Origin of the sequence: Sediminicola luteus (genome assembly GCF_040566555.1) — a bacterium.
Lineage (GTDB): Bacteria > Bacteroidota > Bacteroidia > Flavobacteriales > Flavobacteriaceae > Sediminicola.
In genome coordinates, this window is record NZ_JBEWYP010000002.1 from 295251 (window position 1) to 317954 (window position 22704).

The 22704-nt window shown below is 38.1% G+C and carries 16 protein-coding genes; 7 read left to right on the forward strand and 9 right to left on the reverse strand.

The genetic code is table 11. From position 1 onward, the window contains the following. Window positions 1-418: 418 nt before the first annotated feature. The 3 genes from rnr to ABXZ32_RS05050 are packed head-to-tail and all read left to right on the forward strand — an operon-like array spanning window position 419 to window position 4016. Window positions 419-2605: a ribonuclease R gene (gene rnr / locus ABXZ32_RS05040; protein ID WP_354617579.1), complete on the forward strand. Its 2187-nt coding sequence runs from the start codon at window positions 419-421 to the stop codon at window positions 2603-2605. A gap of 58 nt (window positions 2606-2663) precedes the next feature. After that, window positions 2664-3344 (forward strand): head GIN domain-containing protein, encoded by a 681-nt coding sequence (locus ABXZ32_RS05045; RefSeq protein ID WP_354617580.1) that lies wholly within the window; start codon window positions 2664-2666, stop codon window positions 3342-3344. Between the two features lie 6 nt (window positions 3345-3350). Continuing rightward, the gene (locus ABXZ32_RS05050; RefSeq protein WP_354617581.1) at window positions 3351-4016 is read left to right on the forward strand and encodes a LysE family translocator; all 666 of its coding nucleotides are present in this window, start codon (window positions 3351-3353) and stop codon (window positions 4014-4016) included. Window positions 4017-4066: 50 nt separating this feature from the next. Here the strand turns inward: ABXZ32_RS05050 and ABXZ32_RS05055 are convergent, their stop codons facing one another. From ABXZ32_RS05055 to ABXZ32_RS05075, 5 genes are all read right to left on the reverse strand, one after another. After that, window positions 4067-4573 (reverse strand): OmpH family outer membrane protein, encoded by a 507-nt coding sequence (locus tag ABXZ32_RS05055; protein ID WP_354617582.1) that lies wholly within the window; start codon window positions 4571-4573, stop codon window positions 4067-4069. Window positions 4574-4823: 250 nt separating this feature from the next. Further along, a complete protein-coding gene (locus ABXZ32_RS05060) occupies window positions 4824-5651 on the reverse strand; it encodes a class I SAM-dependent methyltransferase (RefSeq protein WP_354617583.1) in 828 nt (275 codons plus the stop codon). A gap of 258 nt (window positions 5652-5909) precedes the next feature. Continuing rightward, complete coding sequence (gene mnmG / locus ABXZ32_RS05065; RefSeq protein ID WP_354617584.1) at window positions 5910-7778, reverse strand: tRNA uridine-5-carboxymethylaminomethyl(34) synthesis enzyme MnmG; 1869 nt, start codon at window positions 7776-7778, stop codon at window positions 5910-5912. Window positions 7779-7787: 9 nt separating this feature from the next. Further along, the gene (ybeY, locus tag ABXZ32_RS05070) at window positions 7788-8207 is read right to left on the reverse strand and encodes an rRNA maturation RNase YbeY (RefSeq protein WP_354617585.1); all 420 of its coding nucleotides are present in this window, start codon (window positions 8205-8207) and stop codon (window positions 7788-7790) included. Continuing rightward, window positions 8200-11514, reverse strand: coding sequence for a hypothetical protein (locus ABXZ32_RS05075; protein ID WP_354617586.1), 3315 nt, complete (start codon window positions 11512-11514; stop codon window positions 8200-8202). The genes ybeY and ABXZ32_RS05075 overlap by 8 nt, the downstream gene beginning before the upstream one ends. Before the next feature lie 466 nt (window positions 11515-11980). Here ABXZ32_RS05075 and gltX point away from each other — a divergent pair, with 466 nt between their 5' ends. Together gltX and ABXZ32_RS05085 are read left to right on the forward strand one after the other, a co-directional pair. Continuing rightward, window positions 11981-13492 (forward strand): glutamate--tRNA ligase, encoded by a 1512-nt coding sequence (gene gltX, locus ABXZ32_RS05080; RefSeq protein WP_354617587.1) that lies wholly within the window; start codon window positions 11981-11983, stop codon window positions 13490-13492. A 179-nt stretch (window positions 13493-13671) separates the two neighbouring features. Continuing rightward, window positions 13672-14616: an SPFH domain-containing protein gene (locus tag ABXZ32_RS05085; RefSeq protein ID WP_354617588.1), complete on the forward strand. Its 945-nt coding sequence runs from the start codon at window positions 13672-13674 to the stop codon at window positions 14614-14616. An 88-nt stretch (window positions 14617-14704) separates the two neighbouring features. Here ABXZ32_RS05085 and ABXZ32_RS05090 read toward each other — a convergent pair whose 3' ends face one another. From ABXZ32_RS05090 to ABXZ32_RS05105, 4 genes are all read right to left on the reverse strand, one after another. Further along, complete coding sequence (locus ABXZ32_RS05090; protein WP_354617589.1) at window positions 14705-14923, reverse strand: DUF6327 family protein; 219 nt, start codon at window positions 14921-14923, stop codon at window positions 14705-14707. Next, window positions 14920-15270 (reverse strand): hypothetical protein, encoded by a 351-nt coding sequence (locus tag ABXZ32_RS05095; RefSeq protein WP_354617590.1) that lies wholly within the window; start codon window positions 15268-15270, stop codon window positions 14920-14922. The genes ABXZ32_RS05090 and ABXZ32_RS05095 overlap by 4 nt, the downstream gene beginning before the upstream one ends. Before the next feature lie 6 nt (window positions 15271-15276). Next, window positions 15277-15606 carry a YtxH domain-containing protein gene (locus tag ABXZ32_RS05100; protein ID WP_354617591.1) on the reverse strand — a complete coding sequence of 110 codons (330 nt, stop codon included), beginning with the start codon at window positions 15604-15606 and terminating at the stop codon, window positions 15277-15279. 354 nt (window positions 15607-15960) lie between these two features. Next, window positions 15961-17646: a glutamine--tRNA ligase/YqeY domain fusion protein gene (locus ABXZ32_RS05105; RefSeq protein ID WP_354617592.1), complete on the reverse strand. Its 1686-nt coding sequence runs from the start codon at window positions 17644-17646 to the stop codon at window positions 15961-15963. A gap of 261 nt (window positions 17647-17907) precedes the next feature. Between ABXZ32_RS05105 and ABXZ32_RS05110 the strand changes: the two genes are divergently transcribed. Next, window positions 17908-20166, forward strand: coding sequence for a T9SS type B sorting domain-containing protein (locus ABXZ32_RS05110; RefSeq protein ID WP_354617593.1), 2259 nt, complete (start codon window positions 17908-17910; stop codon window positions 20164-20166). A 5-nt stretch (window positions 20167-20171) separates the two neighbouring features. Then, window positions 20172-22277: a PorP/SprF family type IX secretion system membrane protein gene (locus ABXZ32_RS05115; RefSeq protein WP_354617594.1), complete on the forward strand. Its 2106-nt coding sequence runs from the start codon at window positions 20172-20174 to the stop codon at window positions 22275-22277. The last annotated feature ends 427 nt before the right edge of the window (window positions 22278-22704 follow it).

Sequence of the window (22704 nt, forward strand, 5' to 3'; positions counted from 1 at the left end):
ATCTAGCATCATTTACTTCTGATTAAATAGGAAAAAGATATTAAACGTTTCTTCTTCGAAGTTAACATTATCCACAGGTCAAACTATTAAGAAAATCATGTTGATAACGGTTATGAATAATCGTTAATGAAATTTATAATAACTTGATTTTTAAGATAAAATTAAGAATATAAGGGGTGTATAAAATGTCAACAAGTTTTCATTTCCATACAATACAATCTTTTGTCCACTTTTTTATATCGACTATTAACAGCCTATAATAACCACCATTGATTTTTTAAATTAATAAAAGAAAAAGAATATTATAGTATATATGTTTATAACATCATATCTTTTTTCTTAGGATTAAGTTAAGATGATTGTTAGAACAAGCTCCAATGGATTATAATTTGTAATTTTCCAGAAATAAATGAAATTAATGTCAAAGAAGAATAAAAGGTCAAAAAGCCAGAAGAGAAATGAAATTACCAAGGGCATTTTTACCGTGTTGGAAAATGAAGAAGGCAAAAGCTTCAATTATAAACAAATAGCTGCTAAACTTAATATAACTGAAGGTAACGGTAGAAATGAACTTATAAAAAAGCTGGTTGAACTGAAAGAGAAAAAAAGGATACTGGAAGAAGGTACCGGCCAATACAAAGCAATACCAAGTACAAAAACTTACCATCAAGGTCGTGTAGATATAACAGGAAGAGGTAATGCCTATATTATTGTGGAAGGATTGGATGATGATGTATTCATCCCTTTCAATAAATTAAAGAAGGCTTTCCATGGAGATACCGTAGATGTGTATATTTATCCAAGAAGAAGAGGGAGAAAATTGGAAGGTGAGATTACCAAAGTTATTGAGAGGAAAAAATCAACTTTTGTTGGAATCGTAGATCTTCAAAAAACGTTTGCCTTTATACGGCCATCTGATCATAGAATGTATACCGATATTTTTGTTCCCTTGGATAAAATTGGCAAAGCTAATGATGGGGATAAGGTTATTGTAAAAATAGTGGACTGGCCAGATGACCGTGATTCTCCTATGGGAGAGATTACAGAAGTTCTTGGAAAACCAGGAGAACACAATACAGAAATACATTCCATTCTAGCGGAATACGGATTACCTTATGAATTTCCTTTGGAGGTGGAACATTTTGCCGACAAACTGGATACTTCTATTAAAGAGGAAGAAATTGCTAAAAGAAGGGATATGCGTGACGTATTGACTTTTACAATTGATCCCAAGGATGCTAAGGATTTTGATGATGCGCTATCCTTCCAAACATTGGAAAATGGCAATTATGAAATTGGTGTGCATATTGCAGATGTTTCGCATTACCTAAAGACGGATACAATATTGGATGACGAAGCTTATGAAAGGGCTACGTCCGTATACCTTGTTGACAGGGTAGTACCGATGTTGCCAGAAGTTTTATCCAACAACGCTTGTTCACTTAGGCCAAATGAAGAGAAATATACTTTTTCTGCCATCTTTGAATTGGATGATAAGGCTATGCTAATAAATCAATGGTTTGGTAGAACTGTCATTAATTCCAACGAAAGATTTGCCTACGAAGAAGCCCAACATATTATTGAAACTGGCTCGGGAAATATTCCTGAAGATGTTTCTATTAGGGGAAATTCCTATACCGTAGATGATGAGGTGGTCAGTGCTACTTTGACCTTTGATAGATTGGCAAAAATTCTCAGAGAAAAACGTATGAAGGCCGGAGCTATATCCTTTGATAAGGTAGAGGTGAGGTTTAACTTAAATGAGAATAGTGAGCCAGAAGGAGTCTACTTTAAAGAGAGCAAGGATGCCAATAAATTAATTGAAGAATTTATGTTGTTGGCTAACCGTAAGGTTGCTGAGTTTATAGGAAAGCAAAAACCTGTAAAAACTTTTGTCTATAGGGTACACGATGAGCCCAACGAAGAGAAATTAATGGCTTTAAATGGGATAATATCCCGTTTTGGTCATAGTCTTAACTTTAAAAGCAAAAAAGACATCAGCGACTCCCTTAATAAGCTTTTGGAGGATGTAAAAGGTAAAAAGGAACAAAATTTAGTAGATACGCTGGCCATACGCAGTATGAGCAAAGCCATTTATACCACGGATAATATAGGTCATTATGGATTGGCCTTTGATTATTACAGTCACTTTACCTCCCCAATTAGGAGATATCCTGATGTTATGGTCCACCGTTTGTTACAACATTATTTAGACGGGGGCAATTCTGCCAAAGCTGATGTATACGAGGAAAAATGTAAGCATTCTTCCAATATGGAATCATTGGCGGCCAATGCAGAACGAGACTCTATTAAATACATGCAGATAAAATTCATGGACGATCACAAAGACCAAGAATTTGTCGGAGTAATTACAGGGGTTACAGAATGGGGGATATATGTTGAGATTATTGAGAATAAATGTGAAGGAATGGTTCGCATCAGGGATATAAAGGATGATTATTATACCTTTGATGAAAAGGAATATGCAATTGTGGGTGATAAAACCAAAAAAACCTATCAATTAGGGGACGAAGTGGTAGTTATGGTTAAGAATACGGACCTAATGAAACGTCATTTGGATTTTTCATTGTTGGGCAAGGCATAAGAATTATTCTTTGGAATAGTATTTGTACAAATAGCTGTTCTTTTAAAAAATAATAGGAATGAAACATTTATTTTGGATATTCTTTATCTGTTTTGGGACTCATATTTCGAGTGGTCAAAATGAAAAGATTACCCAAGAGTTACAGAAATTTAAGGAGATAAAGGCATTTGACGGAATTTCTGTAAACCTTATCAAGTCCTCCGTGAACAAAGCGGTTATAACAGGTGCAAACACCAAAAAAGTAGCTATTGTAAACAATGAGGGAGTCCTGAAAATCCGCATGGAAGTGGGTAAGATCTTTAGTGGATATAGAACATTTATCGATGTATATTATACAGAAAATTTATTGGTGATAGATGTGAATGAAGATGCCAGGATTACTTCGGACGATATCATAAAGCAAGAAATTTTGGAGTTAAAGGCTCAGGAAGGTGCCCAGCTTATTATTAAGGCTCAAGTGGAGCAATTACTGGTTAAAACTGTTACCGGTGGGGTGATTAAAGCCTCCGGAAGCTCAGATAATCAGGATGTGCTTATTAATACGGGGGGTATCTATGAAGGAAAAGAATTTAAAACAAAATTTAGTACCGTTAATGTAAATGCTGGATCTAGGGCCTCCATTAATGCAAGTAGTTATGTTAAGGCTGTGGTTAAAGCCGGGGGGGAAGTACTTGTCTACGGTAACCCAACTAAAATTGAAGAGAAAACTGTATTTGGTGGTACCATTAGGAAAATGTAAAAGTGTATGTTAGAAGATATTCAGGCAGCTATTCCTTTAGGTTTTTTTCTAAGCTTCATGATAGGTCCTGTTTTTTTTGTGTTATTGGAGACCAGTGCCCTTAGGGGCTTCAGAGCCGCATTGTGTTTTGATTTGGGAGTAATAATTGCGGATATCATCTTTCTTATTGTCGCTTATTTCAGTAGTTTCCAGCTATTGGAAAATTTAAGCAACCAGCCTGGTTTATTTGTCTTTGGAGGAGCTATTTTATTGGTTTATGGGATAGTGATTGTTTTAAAGAAAGGTGTGAAACATAAGGAACCGAAACTCAAGGCGACCAAAGGAGATTATCTTGGTCTTTTTGTCAAAGGTTTTTTATTGAATTTCATCAACGTAGGGGTCTTGGTTTTCTGGTTGGGAGTATTGATAGTGGTTGGACCAAGTTTGGATAACGACCCTAAAAGATTGATTGTCTTCTTCTCTTCTATGTTAGGTGCTTATGTAGTCACTGATCTTTTCAAAATATTATTAGCCAAGCAATTAAGAAAAAAATTGACCCCTCCTAGAATTTATCGTATAAAAAAAGGGTTGGGATTTATACTGATAATATGTGGTATGGTCTTGATCGTAAAGGGTTTCTTACCCAAGGATAAATTGAATATCGAAAAGGGAATAGAGTTGATTAGAGAATAAAAAAAAAGCCCAACTGAATGCAGTTGGGCTTTTTTTTTGTGAAGGAGTGTTTATTTCTTGTATTTCGCATTTAAGATGTCCAACACTTCTTTGGTTACATCTTTGGCTTCGTCCCCGTAAAGTACGCTACCCCCTTCACCTCCACCAAGGATAAAAGTATAACCTTTATCTTTTCCGAAGGCTTTAATTTCTTTTTTAACTGTACTAATGATACTATCCATTTCTGTTTGACTAATGGATTGTAGCTCTTGTTCCTGCTGTTGCAATTGTTGACCGATCATTTGGCCTCTTTGCTGTAGCATACCGTATTCTTTTTGTGCTTGATCTGCAGACATTTTTTCTGCCTTACCTTGAAAGGCCTGTGCTTCCATTTGAAAGGCTTGGGAAATACTATCCCTTTTTCTGTTCAAAGCTTCTGCCTTGGTTTTGAATTTGGATTCCATATCTAATTTCTCCTGATATTCATCCATTAATTTAACATTGTCAACAAAAGCTATTTTATTCTGTTGGCATCCAATGATGGTAAATAAAAAAGCTGCAAAAATTAATTTTTTCATTTCTCTAATTTTATGAGGGCTAAAATAGAAAAGCTTTTTCAATTTCATATCAATCGCCGTAAAGTTTTAAATGGAACAATTTTTAAAAACTATAGGTATTATAAGGATTACCTATATTATTATTGATTGCTATTGTTTAATCTTATAAATTTTAGATCAATTAGGAGAAGTATGGGGTTGTTTTGAGTAATTAAGATATATTCACCCCACTGGACCTTTAAAATCATAAAGGAGCTTCTTAAAATGAGAATTAGGTCTTTTTTAGGACGTATATGATGGAAGAATGTTCTTTATTGAAGAAACCTTGTATATTGGAGATGGTGGCCACCATAAACGCTTTAATATAATTAGGCTTGCCAGTCTTATATTTTTCTGATAAGAGTGAGACGTAATAGGCGTCAAAAAGCATGGGTTTGGTGCTGAGTAAGGAAAAGTTGTATTTAGAAAATATTCTATTAATTGCTTTTCTTGAAAAGTGGTACAAGTGTCGCGGCACATCATAGGCTGCCCAAAATTCTTTATAATGTTTTGCGTCGTAGCTTTTGAAATTGGGAACGGCAACGATCAATGTTCCATTTGGTTTCAGCAAATTATGCAATTGACTAATCTTGGTTTCTAAATTTGGAAGATGTTCCAACACATGCCATAAGGTGATGACATCATAGGAGGGTTCCGGCAGTTCCTCGTTAGAAGTTACAAGAGTGATATTTTTTTTCTTTGCCAGATTCCTGGCCTTTGGATTTGGTTCTACCCCTGCGATGGTCCAACCATTAAGTTGTGCCTGTTTTAAAAAGTCACCCGTCCCTGCTCCTACGTCCAACAAACTTTTTGTGTTAGGTGCATATTGATTTATTAAATTGAGTTTATTTCTAAGGTTTATTTTTTTTACAGATTGATAGAGTTTGTCCTGAATGGATTTCGTAGAATCGGTATGTGAAATATATCCATCACTTTCATAATAGATATCTAAATTGTTTGGTACTGGAGATGTTATATAATAGTCTAATTCTTGATTATAGACCAAGGAAAATTCTTCCTGGCTTATACTGTGATCCTTTACGATAAAATTCTTTTTCATGGGATTAACTATACTATACATCAAGGATCAAAGATACTTGGTTCTGGCTAATGTGAAAAGATATTTTTTAGATTTAGATTGAGTTGATTAAGTGAATTGTTCCACGTGGAACATACTTAAAATTTGTCATCCTAATCTTGTTAGGTTGTATTATAATAAAGTTTTTAAGGAATGTCGTTTTAGTTTAGGGCGAAAAGAAAAAGGGATTGTTCCACGTGGAACAATCCCTTTTATTATACTGTGGTATAGGTTGATTTGTTATCTACCCATAAACACTAAGAGTACGCTAATATCACTTGGGGACACACCGCTTATACGAGATGCCTGTGATATTGTTACTGGCCGTATTGCATTTAGTTTTTCTCTAGCCTCAAAAGAGAGCGATTTTAATTTTGAGTAATCAAAATTCTCAGGAATCTTTATGTTTTCTAAACGCTGCAGTTTGTCAGCATTGTTTTTCTCTTTTGCGATATAGCCTGAATATTTCACTTGTATCTCGGCCTGTTCCAATACATCCCTATCAAAGTTTTCTTCATTGACAAAATTAGAAACCGTTTCTAATTGTAGCATGTGGTCCATGGTTACATTGGGTCGGGAGAATACTTTAAACATCTTCCCTGATTGGTTGACAGGTGCCGAACCAACGCTTTCTAAAATTGGGTTGATATCTTCAGCTTTTACACTGGTCTCCCTGAAGAACTCAATAAATTTATTGGAGTTGGTTTCTTTTTCTTCCATTCTCCTTAACCGATCTTCATCGGCTAGACCTATTGCATAGCTTCTTGGAGTTAATCTTAAATCTGCGTTGTCTTGTCTCAAAAGAGTTCTGTATTCTGCGCGGGAAGTAAACATGCGATATGGTTCCTCCGTACCTTTGGTGATAAGATCATCTACCAACACCCCTATATAAGCTTCGTCCCTATTTAGAATAAACGGGTCATTTTCATTGATTTTTAAATGGGCGTTAATACCGGCCATCAAACCTTGTGATGCAGCTTCTTCATATCCGGTAGTTCCATTTATTTGTCCGGCAAAATAAAGGTTATCTATCAATTTAGTTTCTAAGGTGTGCTTTAGTTGGGTTGGTGGAAAGTAATCGTATTCTATCGCATAACCAGGTCTAAAGAATTTTACGTTTTCAAAACCGACAACAGATTTCAATGCTTTGTATTGAATATCTTCCGGTAAGGAAGTGGAGAATCCGTTCACGTAAACTTCTACAGTGTTCCATCCTTCTGGTTCAACAAAAAGCTGATGACTGTCCTTATCTGAAAAACGATTGATCTTGTCTTCAATAGACGGACAGTATCTTGGTCCCAAACTTTTGATCCTTCCATTGAACATAGGGGATCTGTCAAAACCTTCCTTGAGTAAATCATGGACTAATTGACTGGTATGTGTCATATGGCAATCCCGCTGAACCTTTAAAGGTGAAGTTGGGGTATATGAGAATTTTTCTGGAATAGCATCTCCTGGTTGAACGATCATTTTGGAATAGTCCAATGATCTACCGTCAACTCTAGGTGGAGTTCCTGTTTTCATACGGCCACTATCAAATCCAAGGGACACTAATTGTTCTGTAATACCAGTTGAGGCTTTTTCTCCTGAACGGCCTCCTCCAAATTGTTTGTCGCCAATATGGATTAAACCATTTAAGAATGTTCCGTTGGTAAGTACTACTGCCCTACTTCGTATTTCTAGTCCTAATGAAGTTTTAACGCCAGCTACTTTGGTTCCTTCTATTAATAGACCCGAAACCATATCTTGATAGAAGTCAACATTAGGAGTGTTCTCCAATGCTATTCTCCATTCTTCCGCAAAACGCATTCTATCGTTTTGTGTTCTCGGACTCCACATGGCGGGTCCTTTGGATTTATTCAACATTTTAAACTGTATGGCGGACTTGTCACTAACAATCCCGCTATATCCACCTAAGGCATCTATCTCTCTAACAATTTGGCCTTTTGCAATACCTCCCATGGCAGGGTTGCATGACATTTGGCCTATGGTTTGTAGGTTCATAGTTACCAATAGAGTTTTGGAACCTAGGTTCGCAGCGGCCGCTGCTGCCTCTGCTCCTGCATGCCCAGCGCCAACTACAATTACATCATATTCTTTATCAAACATATATTTGGCTTATTGTTCCACGTGGAACATATTGATACATTCATTTTCTTTTTTCCTCATCACATCCGAATCATCTTCAGATTTGTCTTTGTATCCTAAAAGGTGCAATACTCCATGAGACATCACACGTAACAATTCGTCTTTGAAAGCTACCTTGAATTTGGATGCGTTTTCTTTTAACCTATCTACAGAGATAAAGATATCTCCCCCTATTACCTTATCCTCAGTATAATCAAAAGTGATAATGTCGGTATAGGTATCGTGGTCCAGATATTTTTGATTGATATCCAACAGATACTCATCATCACAAAAGATATAATCTATCTGTGAATGCTTTCGCTTGTGGGCGGTTATTATTCTAGTTACCCAATCGGAATACTTGGATGTATCCTCAAGCTCAAAGTCGGTTTCAAAGTGGAAATCAATCATTCTTTTTAAAATAGGTTTTTACCTTCTCCTTGTAAATTTGCCGCAAAGGTAATGCTTGTCTATTTAAAATTTCGATATCGTTCCTATAATTCTCTAGCTCTGATGGTTTGGTCGTAATGGGATTCGTAAAATTACGATTATTGGTGTTGCTTTCCCTCTCGGATTTTTGTCCTTGTTTTAAAACCGCATTTTCAAGTTTCATCAATTCATGTTGGATATTGTTGATCTTCTCTATACCGCGTTTGGTGATGCCGTTTTCCAAAAGGTCGTTTTCAAAATCCTCCATTTGTTGGAGTAACTTTTTGGTCAAATCCCGGTCTTCTTTATTGATCATATCCAACAATTGTTGTGCGAGTTGTTCCCTCAGTAATTGTTGCTCCTTGTAAATTTGATAAATCTCCTGTAATTCCTTTTCATTGTCTTCCCCATTTCCTTCGCCATTTTGTCCGCCAGTGGATCCGTTTTTGCCTTTCTTTCCATCTTTTCCCTCTCCTTGTTGGCCATCTTCTCCCTGGCCGCCTTCACCTCCTTTTTGGCCCTTGCCCTTTTCTGTGCCTTTGCCTTCTGATTCTCCCTCGCCTTTATCGGATGGACTTTTGCCTCCTTTTTCCATTTGGCCCATCTTATCTTTTAATTCTCCCTGACCTTTTATGATATCAGGTAATTGGAAACCCTGCTCCCCGTCTTCGGAACTAGACCCTTTTCCGGATTGCATGCTTTGCTGCATATTATTCAAGATATTTGCAAGTAGGTCGGCAAGGGTATTGGATGCGGTCAAAACATATTGCTGGGAAGAAAGGGATTGGTATGTTCTGCTTTCCGCCAAATTATCAAGGGCCTTGTCTACATTATAATAGACCTCGGTAATCTGTTCGTTTACGATTTCTGTGAGGTCAACCACCCTTAAAGAAAGTGCAAACAAACTGTCATCTACATGCTCAAAAAGATTTTTTAGCTCTTGTTGGTCTCTTATTATTTGGGAGCTCTGTGACACATCTTCGTCCAGCTTCGCTAATTTGTCATACAGTTTTTCTTGTTTAAAGGAAAAAACAACGAGGTTGTCCAAAATTTGTCTTAGCATTTCAGCGTCTTCTGTTATGGTAGAACCGCCATCACTTGAAGAACTGGATTGTTCTAGCGCTTCACTCATCTGCTGCATTTTATCAGATGCCGCTTTTTGTTTTTTCGCAGCTTTATTTGCGGAATTTTCTTTTTGTTCCTCTTTGGAAGATTGAGAATCTCCTGATTCCTTTTTTAACTCCTCTAAAGCGTCGTTTTGATCCTTTTTGATCTGCTCTTTTTTGTTGGAATCTATGTCCAGGGACATTGGTTTTTTAAGTGCTTTATTATCTTTCTGTAAATCTTCCAACTCTTTGGCCAACTCCTTAAATTCTTTATTTAAAAAGTTCTGGGGTTCTGGAGATAAGCCCTCCTTTGGCTTTTTAGAAAGCGCTTCTTGCCTTTTGGCCAGATCTTCGAGATCCTTGGCCAATTGAGACGCTTTTTCTTGGACATAATACCGTTTGGTAAGTTCCAACAATTGCTCTAGATTACGTTCGCTATTTTGTTGTTTTTTAGCAATTTGCTCTAAACGTTCTGCAAGCTCTTCCTTGTCTATCTTATCGGCGATTTTATTTAGTTCCTCCAATAATTTTTCATTCTTTTTGGCTTCAATTTCCTGCCGCTCCAAACGTTCCTGAAGCAATTTGTTCATCTCTTTATCTTGACCGGTTTTTTCTAAATTATCATTTAGTTGTTTGCTGAATTTTTGCATCAACTTTTCCTGTTGTTGTTGCTTTTGCAGGAAATCTGAAATTTGATTTTTGTCGTTAAAATTGAAGTTGCTTTTTTCTTTTTGCTCCTTGTTAATCTCCTCTAGTTTTTCCCTTTGACTTTTAAATTTGGTCAAGGATTTATCCATGTTTTTAATGATGCTATGTTGATTTTCCAATTCTTTTTTGTTGAGCTGATCTGCGTTCAAAACCTTAGTGCTAAATACTTTACTTTTGGTAGATTTACCATTGTGGATAGCATCGTTATCTGTCACTTGGAAGTAAAAATCATAGTTCTGTCCCGGTTCTAAGTTTAGACCACTTGGAAAGGTATAATAGAACTGGTCAAAATTTGACTTAGAGATTGGCAGCTTTAATATCTGTTTTTTGTCCCCATTGTTTTGTGGATAACAGACCAGGGTGATTTGGGAAATACTATAATCGTCCGAGGCTTCACCAATGTAAAAGGAGATGTTTGGATTTAATGAATCTTTTACTTCTTCTACGGCTATGGATGGATAAGCATCCCTAATTACGGTTATATTATAATCCAGGGCTTCGTAGTTGCTTACATGTGAGTTGGAGGTAGATAGCGTATAGGGAAAATCTTGATATATTCTTTTATTCAATATATGGTCAGTGCCCTTATTTTCAAATTGAAAGGACGTATCCTTCGTTTTCATTAAGATCGTATTAATGTCCTCCCCCACAATGCGCCAATTGATCTTTGTGCCTTCGGGTATCGTTGCATTTCCGCCACTCCTAACCAATTCATTGGGCTTATTCAAGTATTTTGGAAATTCCAATAACATGTTAAAGGACTGTATGACAGGTGTTTCTAGGGCCTTAAGGCTGTAAACACGAGATTTTATACCGTTTGATATAAAATAAAGGTCTGTAGACATCAAAGGGGTGCTTAGGTTGTAGCTATGAACACCATTTTGCGATTTTAATAGGATTTCTTTCCCATCCATCACCATATAGACTTCAAGGGGCTTTATCTTGCCCTCAGTAATGACTTGTATTTTCAAAGGTTCACTCTCTAGAACAGTCAGGGAGTTGTTGAGTAGCTTAAAGGTAAATGGAGCCGGAGGTTCATAGGCCACTTTATAGTTGACAACCCGGTCGTATGACCCAAAAAAAGAATTTAGGTTCCCTGTTAGCCAAAGCGCTCCTAAGAGTATCAGGGGAATAAGTAGGTATTTGCCATAGACCAAACCATCTTTATAGTTTATCGCCTTGGTAAAGGGAATGCTTTTCAGGTTCTCCGACCTCTGGTCAATACTGGCCAATAGAAGTTCCGATTGGGCGGGATCATCCGCTAATTCCAATAAGTTGTACAATTTATCCCCTACTTCGGGAAAATGTTTGCCAATAAGTAAGGAAGCCTGTTTGTTGCTGAGACCTTTTTTTAAGCGGAAGAGATAAAACAATGGTGTCAGGATGTACTGAAACAGTAAAAAGAATTCAATGGCAATAAATAACACCAAAAGCATCAATCGCCCATTGGAGCCTAACCATAGGAGGTATTCCACGCCTAAAATTATTAACATAAAGAGAAGGCCCAGGGATAAAAAAAGGAGTGTTCCTTTAAGAAGTACCCTGGTGTAATACCGCTTCGTAAAACGGTTCAATTTGTCAATAATCGTACTAAAACTACCCAAAATTAGCTGTATTTTATACCAAGATACCCGATTCCTGAAAAATAGGGATTAAAAATCTGTTAAAAAGCACCGCTAGGGAATTGCTGGATTTTAAGAAAGCTCTCTATTCTTTTTGCGCCGATTATAAGATTAAGACCCAAATCGTAATAATTTAATATCCCCTAAAACAAATCATGCAATAGATCATCCACTTATACCTAGGGAAGGCAACGGTTTTGTTTGGAAAGCGTTGGGTTAAATCCGAAGGAAAAAGAGACATATCCTGTTTTTATCTCCTCGACTAAAATATTTTTTCTTGCCGTTACAAGCCTTATCTTTGTGCCTTTAAATTATACCTATGACCAAAAGAGTACGCGTGCGTTTTGCACCTAGTCCAACCGGAGGATTACATATCGGAGGCGTCAGAACAGCGCTTTTCAATTATTTATTTGCCAAGAAGCATAAGGGAGATTTTGTGCTTCGAATAGAAGACACAGATCAGAACAGATATGTGGAAGGAGCGGAAAAATATATTGTGGATGCCCTTAATTGGTGTAATATACCCTTTGATGAAGGCCCAGGGAAAGAAGGCAATTTTGGACCTTATAGGCAAAGTGAAAGGAAACATATTTATAAGAAATATGCGGATCAATTGGTGGCTAGTGGCCATGCCTACTATGCTTTTGATACCACGGAAGAATTGGATGCCCACAGAAAGGACCATGAAGAGAAAGGAAAAACCTTTATTTACAATTGGCACAATAGGGAAAAACTAAATAATTCCCTTGCCTTGTCCAAAGAGCAGGTGGACAAAAATTTAAGCTCTGGGATGGACTTTGTCATCCGTTTTAAATCCCCTCAAGATCAAAAGTTGTCATTGCAAGACATTATAAGAGGTTCCATAGAAATTGACACCAACGTTTTGGATGATAAGGTTTTGTTTAAAAGTGATGGTATGCCCACCTATCATTTGGCAAATATTGTGGATGACCACCTGATGGAAATTACCCATGTAATCCGAGGAGAAGAATGGCTTCCCTCCTTGGCGCTACACCAACAATTGTATGATGCCTTCGGATGGGAAGCACCAAAATTTGCGCATTTACCATTGATCATGAAGCCAGTTGGAAAAGGAAAGCTAAGTAAGCGTGATGGAGAAAAGTTAGGGTTTCCGGTATTTCCATTGTCATGGAATGAATCCAACGGGTATAGGGAAGAAGGATATTTTCCGGAAGCGGTGATAAATTTCCTTGCGTTGTTAGGATGGAATCCAGGTACGGAACAGGAGATCTTTAGCTTGGAAGAACTTATCGAGGCCTTCACTTTGGAAAGGGTACATAAGTCAGGAGCTCGCTTTGATCCTGAAAAGACCAAATGGTACAACCATCAATATCTTCAACAAAAGAGCGATGAAGAACTAGCGGTATTATTTGAAGAGATATTAAAAGGCAGCCATACTAATGTATTAGAGGAAAAGAATTTAAATGATATTATCAAAATAATTACTTTAATCAAGGAAAGGGCCACATTTGTAAAGGAATTCTGGGAATTAGGGGATTATTTCTTCGAGGCGCCCACCTCTTATGAACAAAAGGCAGTAAAAAAACAGTGGAAGGAAGAAACACCACAAATATTAAATCAACTGATATCGGTATTAGTGGGAATAGATGATTTTTCTTCCGAAAATGTTGAGAACATAGTAAAAGAATGGATTGCAAAGGAGGAACTTTCTTTCGGAAAGGTCATGGCACCCCTGCGCTTGGTACTTGTTGGAGATATGAAGGGTGCGCATGTTTTTGATATTTTAGGAATAATCGGCAAAGAAGAGACAATCAAACGCATTAAGAATGCCATAACCAATATCTCATAAGTTGAGATGTACTGTAAATATAAAGTCCCCTATTCTTAGGGGATTTTTTTTGGGATTAAACGGCATCATTTTGTAAGCTGAATAGTATTTCGCTATCCGCTGTAACAATTATCGAATTTTTGCGACAGATATAGAGGTGTATTTGGCACATCTATTAAACTAATTTAAAACTTTTAAACATGGGCAGTTTCTTATTAATTCCGGTAATACTCATCGGTTTGGTTATTCTTTTTTCTTCATTTTTTACTGTAAAGCAACAAACAGCAGTCATCATAGAGCGTTTTGGAAAATTTCAGAGTATTAGAACCTCTGGTCTACAGATGAAAATACCATTGATTGACCGAATTGCAGCAAGGCTAGGTCTAAAAATTCAACAATTGGATGTGATTGTGGAGACCAAAACATTGGACGATGTTTTTGTAAAACTGAAGATATCCGTGCAATACGTGGTTCTAAAAGAAAAAGTGTACGAGGCTTTCTATCAATTGGAATATCCCCATGATCAGATCACATCTTATGTGTTTGACGTTGTTCGTGCAGAGGTGCCAAAAATGAAACTCGACGATGTGTTTGTAAAGAAAGATGATATTGCCATTGCGGTTAAAACTGAATTACAGGACGCTATGCTCGACTACGGGTATGATATAATAAAGACACTGGTAACAGATATAGACCCGGATGCCCAGGTAAAAGAGGCGATGAATAGAATTAATGCATCTGAAAGGGAAAAGATTGCGGCGCAATTTGAAGGGGATGCAGCGCGTATTCTTATTGTTGAAAAGGCAAAGGCCGAAGCTGAGAGCAAAAGGCTACAGGGGCAAGGTATTGCTGATCAAAGACGTGAAATAGCACGTGGATTGGAAGAGTCTGTGGAAGTGCTAAACAAGGTAGGGATCAACTCCCAGGAAGCTTCTGCCTTAATCGTTGTTACACAACACTATGACACCTTACAGTCCATTGGGGAAGCGACGAATACGAACCTGATCTTATTGCCCAATTCCCCTCAAGCAGGAAGTGATATGCTGAACAATATGGTGGCATCCTTTACCGCCAGCAATATGATCGGGGAATCTATGAAAAAAAAGACTGTGGCTCCAAAAGAAATTAAAAAGCCCAGAAATTAATAAACGGTACAATTGTAAATAAAAACCCATCCTTGCCCTTTTATAGGGAGTGGATGGGTTTTTTTATAAGATCTGTACGAATTAGTACTTAAGTGAACTTCTTAAGGATTTTTCTAAGAATAAAACCAAGAATTACTTTTTGGAATACACCGCTAAATTCTCCCAGTACATGGGATGGATAAAACGTTTCCTTAGATTTTTTAAGATTGTATTTCAAAGATTCCCTGCTGATATTCTTTTGTAACTTTAAGATTTTCAATCGGTCGTCTATCTCCTGAAAGGAGCTGTATTTCTTGTCGGCGGTCATATATCATCGAAATAAAATTCAGAAAACTTCTCCAATAGCGGCTTATTTAACTTATCCTTAAATATATACACCACTATACCTATCAGTATATAGAACAAGCCTACACACAAAAACCCATAAAAGGTATTGTCCAAAGCTTGGCCAATTCCGAATCCCGCTGCAAAAGACAGAATGGAAAGTGCCAAAAGGGCAATGGAGCCCAATAATAGCATTTTTATCAGGGAGGTAACACCTCTCATTAAGACCTTAAAGGTCTTAAGTTGGTAATATTCCCTACTGTGTTCTACAAAGGCCCGGACGTTTGTGTCCGCTTCGGAAAGATTTTCTTTTAATTCTTCAAAAGCCATAGGCGCTTATTTCTGAAGTTGGGCATTTTTCTGCCTTAACTCTTCCAATTTCTTTTCTAAAGTTACGATAATATCATCGGCCTTATAGCTCATGCTCGAAATGGTTTTCTCCAATCGTTTTTCAAAGTCTACTTTTTTGGCATCTGCAGTTTTGGATAACTCCGCAGAAAGATGGGAAATACGATCGGTCACATCCTGTGTGGTATCCATCGCTTTTTTCTTGATTTTCTTTCTCGTTTTCTCGCCCTTGTCCGGTGCGTAAAGTATTCCTACACCAATTCCAATGGCCGCGCCTGTTAGTAGGGCTAAGAATGTAGTTCCTGTATTGTCTGACATATATTTAAATTTAAAGATTAATATTCTATTTAAGTAAAAAGGTAAAATCAAAATTTTCTACACCAATTGAAAAAGTGGTGGAATCGAAATTTAACGATAAATTGGGTTCAGCAATTTTGAGTAGACCTTGTGAGGGATAAAATTAAGGAGCTCTCTACGGGATCTTTGATGCCATCCGTTAAACTTTTGACTGTATTCTAAAGATACGAATTTTAACGATATTACGGCGCTAATTTTATCAGAGCCGATATTCACGACACAAAAAATAAAAAAGCCCCTGAAAGGGGCTTAAATTAAGTGGTTTTCAATAGAAAATAACCATTGGTATGATAACAGTGATAGCTATTGACTATTTTATTCTTTTTCTTGGATTTTACCCCAGGTATCCCTCAAACCAACCGTACGATTGAAAATTAGTTTTTCTGGGGTAGCGTCTTTTTCGATGTTAAAATATCCCAAACGTTGGAATTGAAAAATATCGCCAACCTGCGCTTCCTTTAAACTAGGCTCAACATACCCAGTGATAATTTCCAAGGAATTTGGATTTACGAAATCCATAAAATCCTGGTCCTTATGAGAATCTGGTGTCGCGTCGTTGAATAAACGGTCATACAATCTCACTTCAGCAGGAATAGCATGAGCGACAGAGACCCAGTGTAGCGTCCCCTTTACCTTTCTAAGGCTTTCTTCCGTGCCACTACCACTCTTACTTTTCGGATCATAGGTACACTGTATTTCGGTAATATTCCCTTCGGCATCCTTTGTGCAGCTCTCAGCTTTTATAATGTAGCCATTTTTGAGTCGCACTTCCCCACCCAATTTCAATCTAAAAAACTTGCGATTGGCTTCTTCCTTAAAGTCGTCTTGTTCAATATAAAGCTCTCTTGAAAAAGGTACCGAACGGTTTCCTGCGGATTCATCTTCCGGATTGTTTTCAGCCTCAAGCCATTCTACCTCCCCTTCCGGATAATTGGTAATGACCAATTTAACCGGATCCAAGACGGCCATAACACGGGGTGCTATTTTATTGAGGTGCTCCCTTACACAAAATTCCAATAGGGAAACATCAACTACATTCTCTCTTTTGGCGATACCAATGGTATCTACAAAATTGCGAATGGATTCAGGAGTATAACCCCTTCTTCTCATCCCGGAAATGGTAGGCATTCTAGGATCGTCCCAGCCAGACACCACGTTTTTTTCTACCAATTGTAGCAATTTACGCTTGCTCACAACAGTATGGCTCAGGTTTCTTCTGGCAAATTCCCTTTGTTTAGGGCGTACCTTATCGGCATCCACCACCTGATTTAGGAACCAATCATAAAGCTCACGGTGCATCGCAAACTCCAAGGTACACAGGGAATGCGATACCTGTTCAATATAATCGCTCTCGCCGTGCGTCCAGTCATACATTGGATAAATACACCAATCGGTATCTGTGCGGTGGTGCGCCTTGTGGAGTATTCTGTAAAGAATAGGATCCCTCATCAACATATTGGAGGAGGACATGTCTATTTTTGCACGTAGCACATGCTGACCTTCTTGGAAATCCCCATTTTTCATGGCTTCAAAGAGCTCAAGGTTCTCTTTTATTGATCTTTCCCTAAATGGACTATTGCTGCCCGCTTCGGTTGGGGTGCCCTTTTGCTTGGCAATTTCCTCCGAAGACTGACTGTCCACATAGGCTTTTCCTTCCTTTATGAGCATCACGGCCCAGTCGTATAATTGCTGAAAGTAATCTGATGCGTAACATTCGGTATCCCATTCAAAACCAAGCCATTGTACATCTTTTTTTATGGCGTCAACAAACTCCTGTTCTTCCTTGGCCGGATTGGTATCATCGAACCTCAGGTTGACGGGTGCACTATAGCGCAATCCCAGTCCGAAGTTCAAACAAATTGAGCTGGCGTGCCCGATATGCAGATAGCCATTTGGCTCCGGTGGAAATCGGAATCGAAGTTTTTCTTTAGGAAAGCCATTGGCTAAATCCTCATCAATAATGTGCTCTATAAAATTTAGAGACCTAGATGTTTCGCTCATGAATCTGTATTAAGAGCACAAATGTAGCAAAATTGCGGTGATCCTATAGTAGAAAAGGAGATGACCATGTAATAAAAGGGTTTCACAACAGAATTAATCCCTAAGACAACATTAAATTCTTGGGGCTATAATTAAATATAATATTTGTTGTTATATAGTATAGAGCTTTAAGGTTATCAAGATTTTATCAACAATTTAAAATCTTTTCTACATCAATCGAGCAAAGGATTCCCCGTTAGGTTCTATGAATACGCCCAAATTATGAGATCAAAAACAAATAGCAGGCCCTACATTATATTAATTGCCCTATTATTATTGGGATGGTCACATACCATTGCACAGACACTCAACAAACCTATTCCAGCCGACAACCCCAATATTGCAGGGAATAGTCCATGGACCGCGGTTTGTGCTTCGGCGGATTTTAATGAATACTTTGTAAAGTTTACGTGGAACACCCCATTGGTTAATAGCGATAACTCATTTATATTGGAACTGTCAGATGCGAACGGAAGTTTTGCTACGCCTACCCAATTGGCTTCGGATAATACCAAGAACACAAATTTTAACTTCGATTTTAAGTTTGCTCTTCCTACCACTGCAAGAGGGGAAGGATATAAAATGCGCGTTAGAAGTACCAGTCCGGCAAAAACAAGTCCGGCTTCGGATGCTTTTTCCATGTATTATATTGATTTTAAATCATCCTTATTGATCAGTCCAAACGGTAATGGTAACATTCCTCCAGGAGGAAGAATTGAGCTTTGCGATGGGAATAGTGCAACCTTGGCAGTTCATAATGTTGCCAATGCAGAAACCTATCGGTATAATTGGTATAGGAGTGGAACACCACTTGCAGAGAAAAGTAATTCCATAACCATTTCCCAAGCGGGGATATATATGGTAGAAGTGGATTACGGTTCCATATGTTCCGGTTCGGCCAATACCTTATCCAATGATATAGAAATATCCACTGGTGCCAGTTTGGGGATTGCGATTAACGATCCATCCAAAACTGCTTTATGCAGTGGTGAGGCAGAAACGTTGGAAGCAAATATCATGGGTCAGGGTCTGACCTATACCTGGTTTAAAAATGGAGAAGCCATTACAGGACCTGTTGTTGATGCACACACCTACATTGTGGATGCATCTGTTCCTGGATTTGAAGGTGATTATGCCGTTGAAATTGATGGGGACGGTACTTGTTTGGAGCGTTCTGCTGCCGTGACCATTACCAATGCGGGCGATTTTACCGTAACCAGAGGCAATGAACCTAATATTGTTTTATTGCCAAGTCAGACAAAAACACTTTCTGTGTCCACCTCTGCCTCTTCTCCAGTGTACCAATGGTATAAGGATGGGGCAATCGTGCCAGGGGAAACAACGAGTACTTTAAATATAGACCAACCGGGTGTTTATTTTGCCAGGGTTTCACAAAGTGGTGGCGCTTGTACCGCTACGGCGATAGATTCTGAATCCACAACAGCAGTGGTGCCAGCTTCTTTTGAAATTTCTGTTGCCTATGCAACCGAATATGAGGATTGTAGTAATACTAGTATTGTATTGGAAATTGATGCTATCAATGCGCTGGATGACCAAGGAGCCAAGACCGATGTTACCGCTGATCTGATAGGTAATTTCACCTACCAGTGGAAAAAGGATGGTGTAGCTGTTAATGGCGCTACTGCCAGATCAATCAGTTTAACCGATATCTCCGAAAATGGAGGGTATGAATTGGATGCTGTTTTAGAAAGCTACAGCCCTACCTCCAATAGCTTAAATGTTTTGCTTTTAGTGAACGAGGACCTGAACATTACTGCCAGTAGTTTGGTAAGTTGTAATGATTCCGAATCCATTACCATAAGTACGACTACAGATTTATCATCTGCCACCTTTGATTGGATCAAGGATGGCGTTGATCTAAACATAGCAACGGAAACATTGAATGTTTCGGAAACAGGAAAATACCAATTGGTAGTATATAGAAATGGATGTCCTTTACCTTCTAATGAAGTATCCATTGCCCCATTGGACGATTCACTGATCACCTTGGATTCCCCTGAGACGGTTGTATTTCCGACGGGAGGATCAAAGACCGTAACAGCAAGTGGAGGAACGGCCTACCAATGGTTGGATATGAACAACGCACTCTTGAGTGATTCCCCTTCTGTGACGTTTACCGAAGAAGGAAGCTATTTACTGGTGGCCAATATTGAGAACTGTGAAATAACCAAACAAATAACCGTTGCGTTGCAAGACACCTTCAAGGTGCCCAATGTAATAACAGTCAATGGTGATGGGATCAATGATCAATGGATCATCCCCAATACCTATTCAAGGAATAAGGATATTAATGTATTGATCTATAATTCCAAAGGAGAGGTCATATTAAATGTAGTTGATTATCAGAACAACTGGCCAGAATCCACAATGGCCTTTTCGAAACAGAACATGGTTTTTTATTATAAAATAAAGAACAGTAAGGAAGTATTAAAACAAGGTACCATAACAATCATACGTTAACTAAGATGCTTAAGCAACCCATACTATATATGCTATTGTTCATCATGGTTCTGACCAAGGTCGGAGCGCAGGAGGAGAATCCTTTTGTGGCCTATGATGTGCCGGCACAGAACTTATTGAAGTTTAATAGATTCCTTATCAACCCTACCTTTTCAACGGTTAGGGAAGATAAATCCTATGTTAATCTTTTACACAGAAACCAATCAGTATCTTTTGATGATAACAATCAAACCTACTTTTTAAGTTACAGTGGACGAATAGATGATAGATCGGGATTGGGTCTAAGCCTTTATACCCAAAGGGAAGGTATTATTAGCAACTATGGGATTTTAGCGAATTACGCCTATGGCATAAAATTAAGTGATAAAAGCAACTTTACCTTTGGGGCCAATGTATCTTATTACAATAGTGGCTTTGATCAGAATAGGGCAAATCCAATTGAGGAAGATCCATTATTGAATGGTTTTCAGGATAGCTCTCTTCTGTCTGTACAACCTGGATTTAACATCTCCTATGGCCAATTTGATTTTGGTCTGTTTGCGGAAAACCTGTTCGATTACAATATGAAAAGCAGTCAGTCTGTAACCCAGTTCAACGAAAAAACATTTTCTGGACACCTTCAATATACCCATCAGTTTAAAAATGAAACGGGTATTATGGAAGCCGGTCGTTTAATGCCTATGGCCAGAGTGCGGAAGGTAGGCGAAAATGAGGTAGTATTGGGCGGGAGCCTTATTTTGGACCTTCCCAAATTAGGATGGTTGCAAGCTGGGTATGACGATTTCTACGGTGCTGCAGCTGGGATAGGGTTTAATTTGAACAAACGCCTGTCCTTGGGTTATACCATGGAAAAGGGGCTATCCAATAATTTTGACAATTTTGGGGTGACCCATGAGATCTCCTTTGCCTATTCCTTTACGCCGAACCTTACAGAGGACAGGGTAATGTTGGAAGACCAAGAAGATGAGTTGGCCAATTTGGAAGAGGAAATCAACAAGGACGAGGCAGTTACGTCCAAGGACGAAGAAATACAAAAACTTAAATTGGCTTTGGCCGAAAATAACGAAATACTTGCAGAGCTTATGTTCCGTCAGGATTCCTTGGAGGAAAATAGAAAGACCGACTTGGAAAAGCGATTTGAGATGGTGATGCGCATGGTCCGTAATGAGACCCAGGGCAAGCGACCAGATTTGGAGGAAAAGGCTAAAAAGATGTATTTCTTAAACAATGATAATGCCCTTGCTGGCAATACCAAAAATGGAAACGTTGTTGAAGAACCAACTGTGAGGAACGATTTTAAAAGGGAAATCACTCCAACCAAAGAAAATGAACCAAAAGGTATTAAACCAAGGGAACAGGTTAGGGATGCAGTGGTTGCTACCAAAACCAGTGAAGAGGATGAGTTCACCCAGGTGACAAAACAGAACAACATAAAAAGTAGAAAGTTCCGTAACCTCGACGGGGTCAAGGATGGTTACTATGTTGTGGCCAATGTCTACAAAGGCGAACATTACTTAAATAAATTTGTATCCGATCTCAATACAAAGGGACATGAAGCTGATTACTTTACCAATAACAACAATGGCCTAAAGTATGTGTATTTAAAGCGTTATGATACCTGGCAGGAGGCCGTTGCGGCCCATAAGTCCAACGTAGATGGCACCTATGCCGGAGACAAATGGATCATGAACGTGGATAACACCAAATATACCGATGCGGATAAGGCCTATGTGGACAATGTAACGAAGATCAAGCAACAATCTACCAAGTATGGGGTAGACGTGCTTCAAAAGAATATTGTAGAAAAGGACAAGGTCGCTTCCAATATGCCCTCAACCCAGAGCTTTAAAATTAATGGGGTAGATAGCGGGTACTATATTATTGCCAATGTATTCTCCAACCCAAACAATGCCAATCGCTTTGTAAAGATGTTGAATGCCCAAGGCTTAAATGCAAGTTACTTTATCAATCCAAAAAATAATTACCGTTATGTGTATCTAAAAAAGCACGGTTCATGGAACAATGCCCTGGTATCCTATTACTCTAAAATTAACCAGTCTTATGAACAGAAGATGTGGATCATGAAAGTAACCCCTAACCTTATTGCATAAAAATGAAATTATAATGAACATGAAAAGAAGGAATACTTCTATTCAGAATTAAAAATTTGAAAAAAAATAACAATAACCTGCATTGATTTTAAACCTCAAAATTTCATTTTTTCTATAGAGCCCAATATTATAAAAACACATTTCAGTGGTCATAAATATACTAGGACCTCTCCTATAATTTATCAAATAGGGAATATGAGTTTAGCTTTTATCTTGTTATAATTACAATCTGGCGGTTGCTAATTAAGGGCCTTTACATTCACCGATAATTAGTGTAATCCGTCGAAATCACCCTTTTTGTCCCTCTTAGAGAAAAAGAGCTCACACCATACGTAAAATGCGTTTCACAACATAATTATACGCCCCTACAACAATAACTTCATAGCTTCAGTATTAAAGACAATATTTGTTATTGAATGCTAGGCTT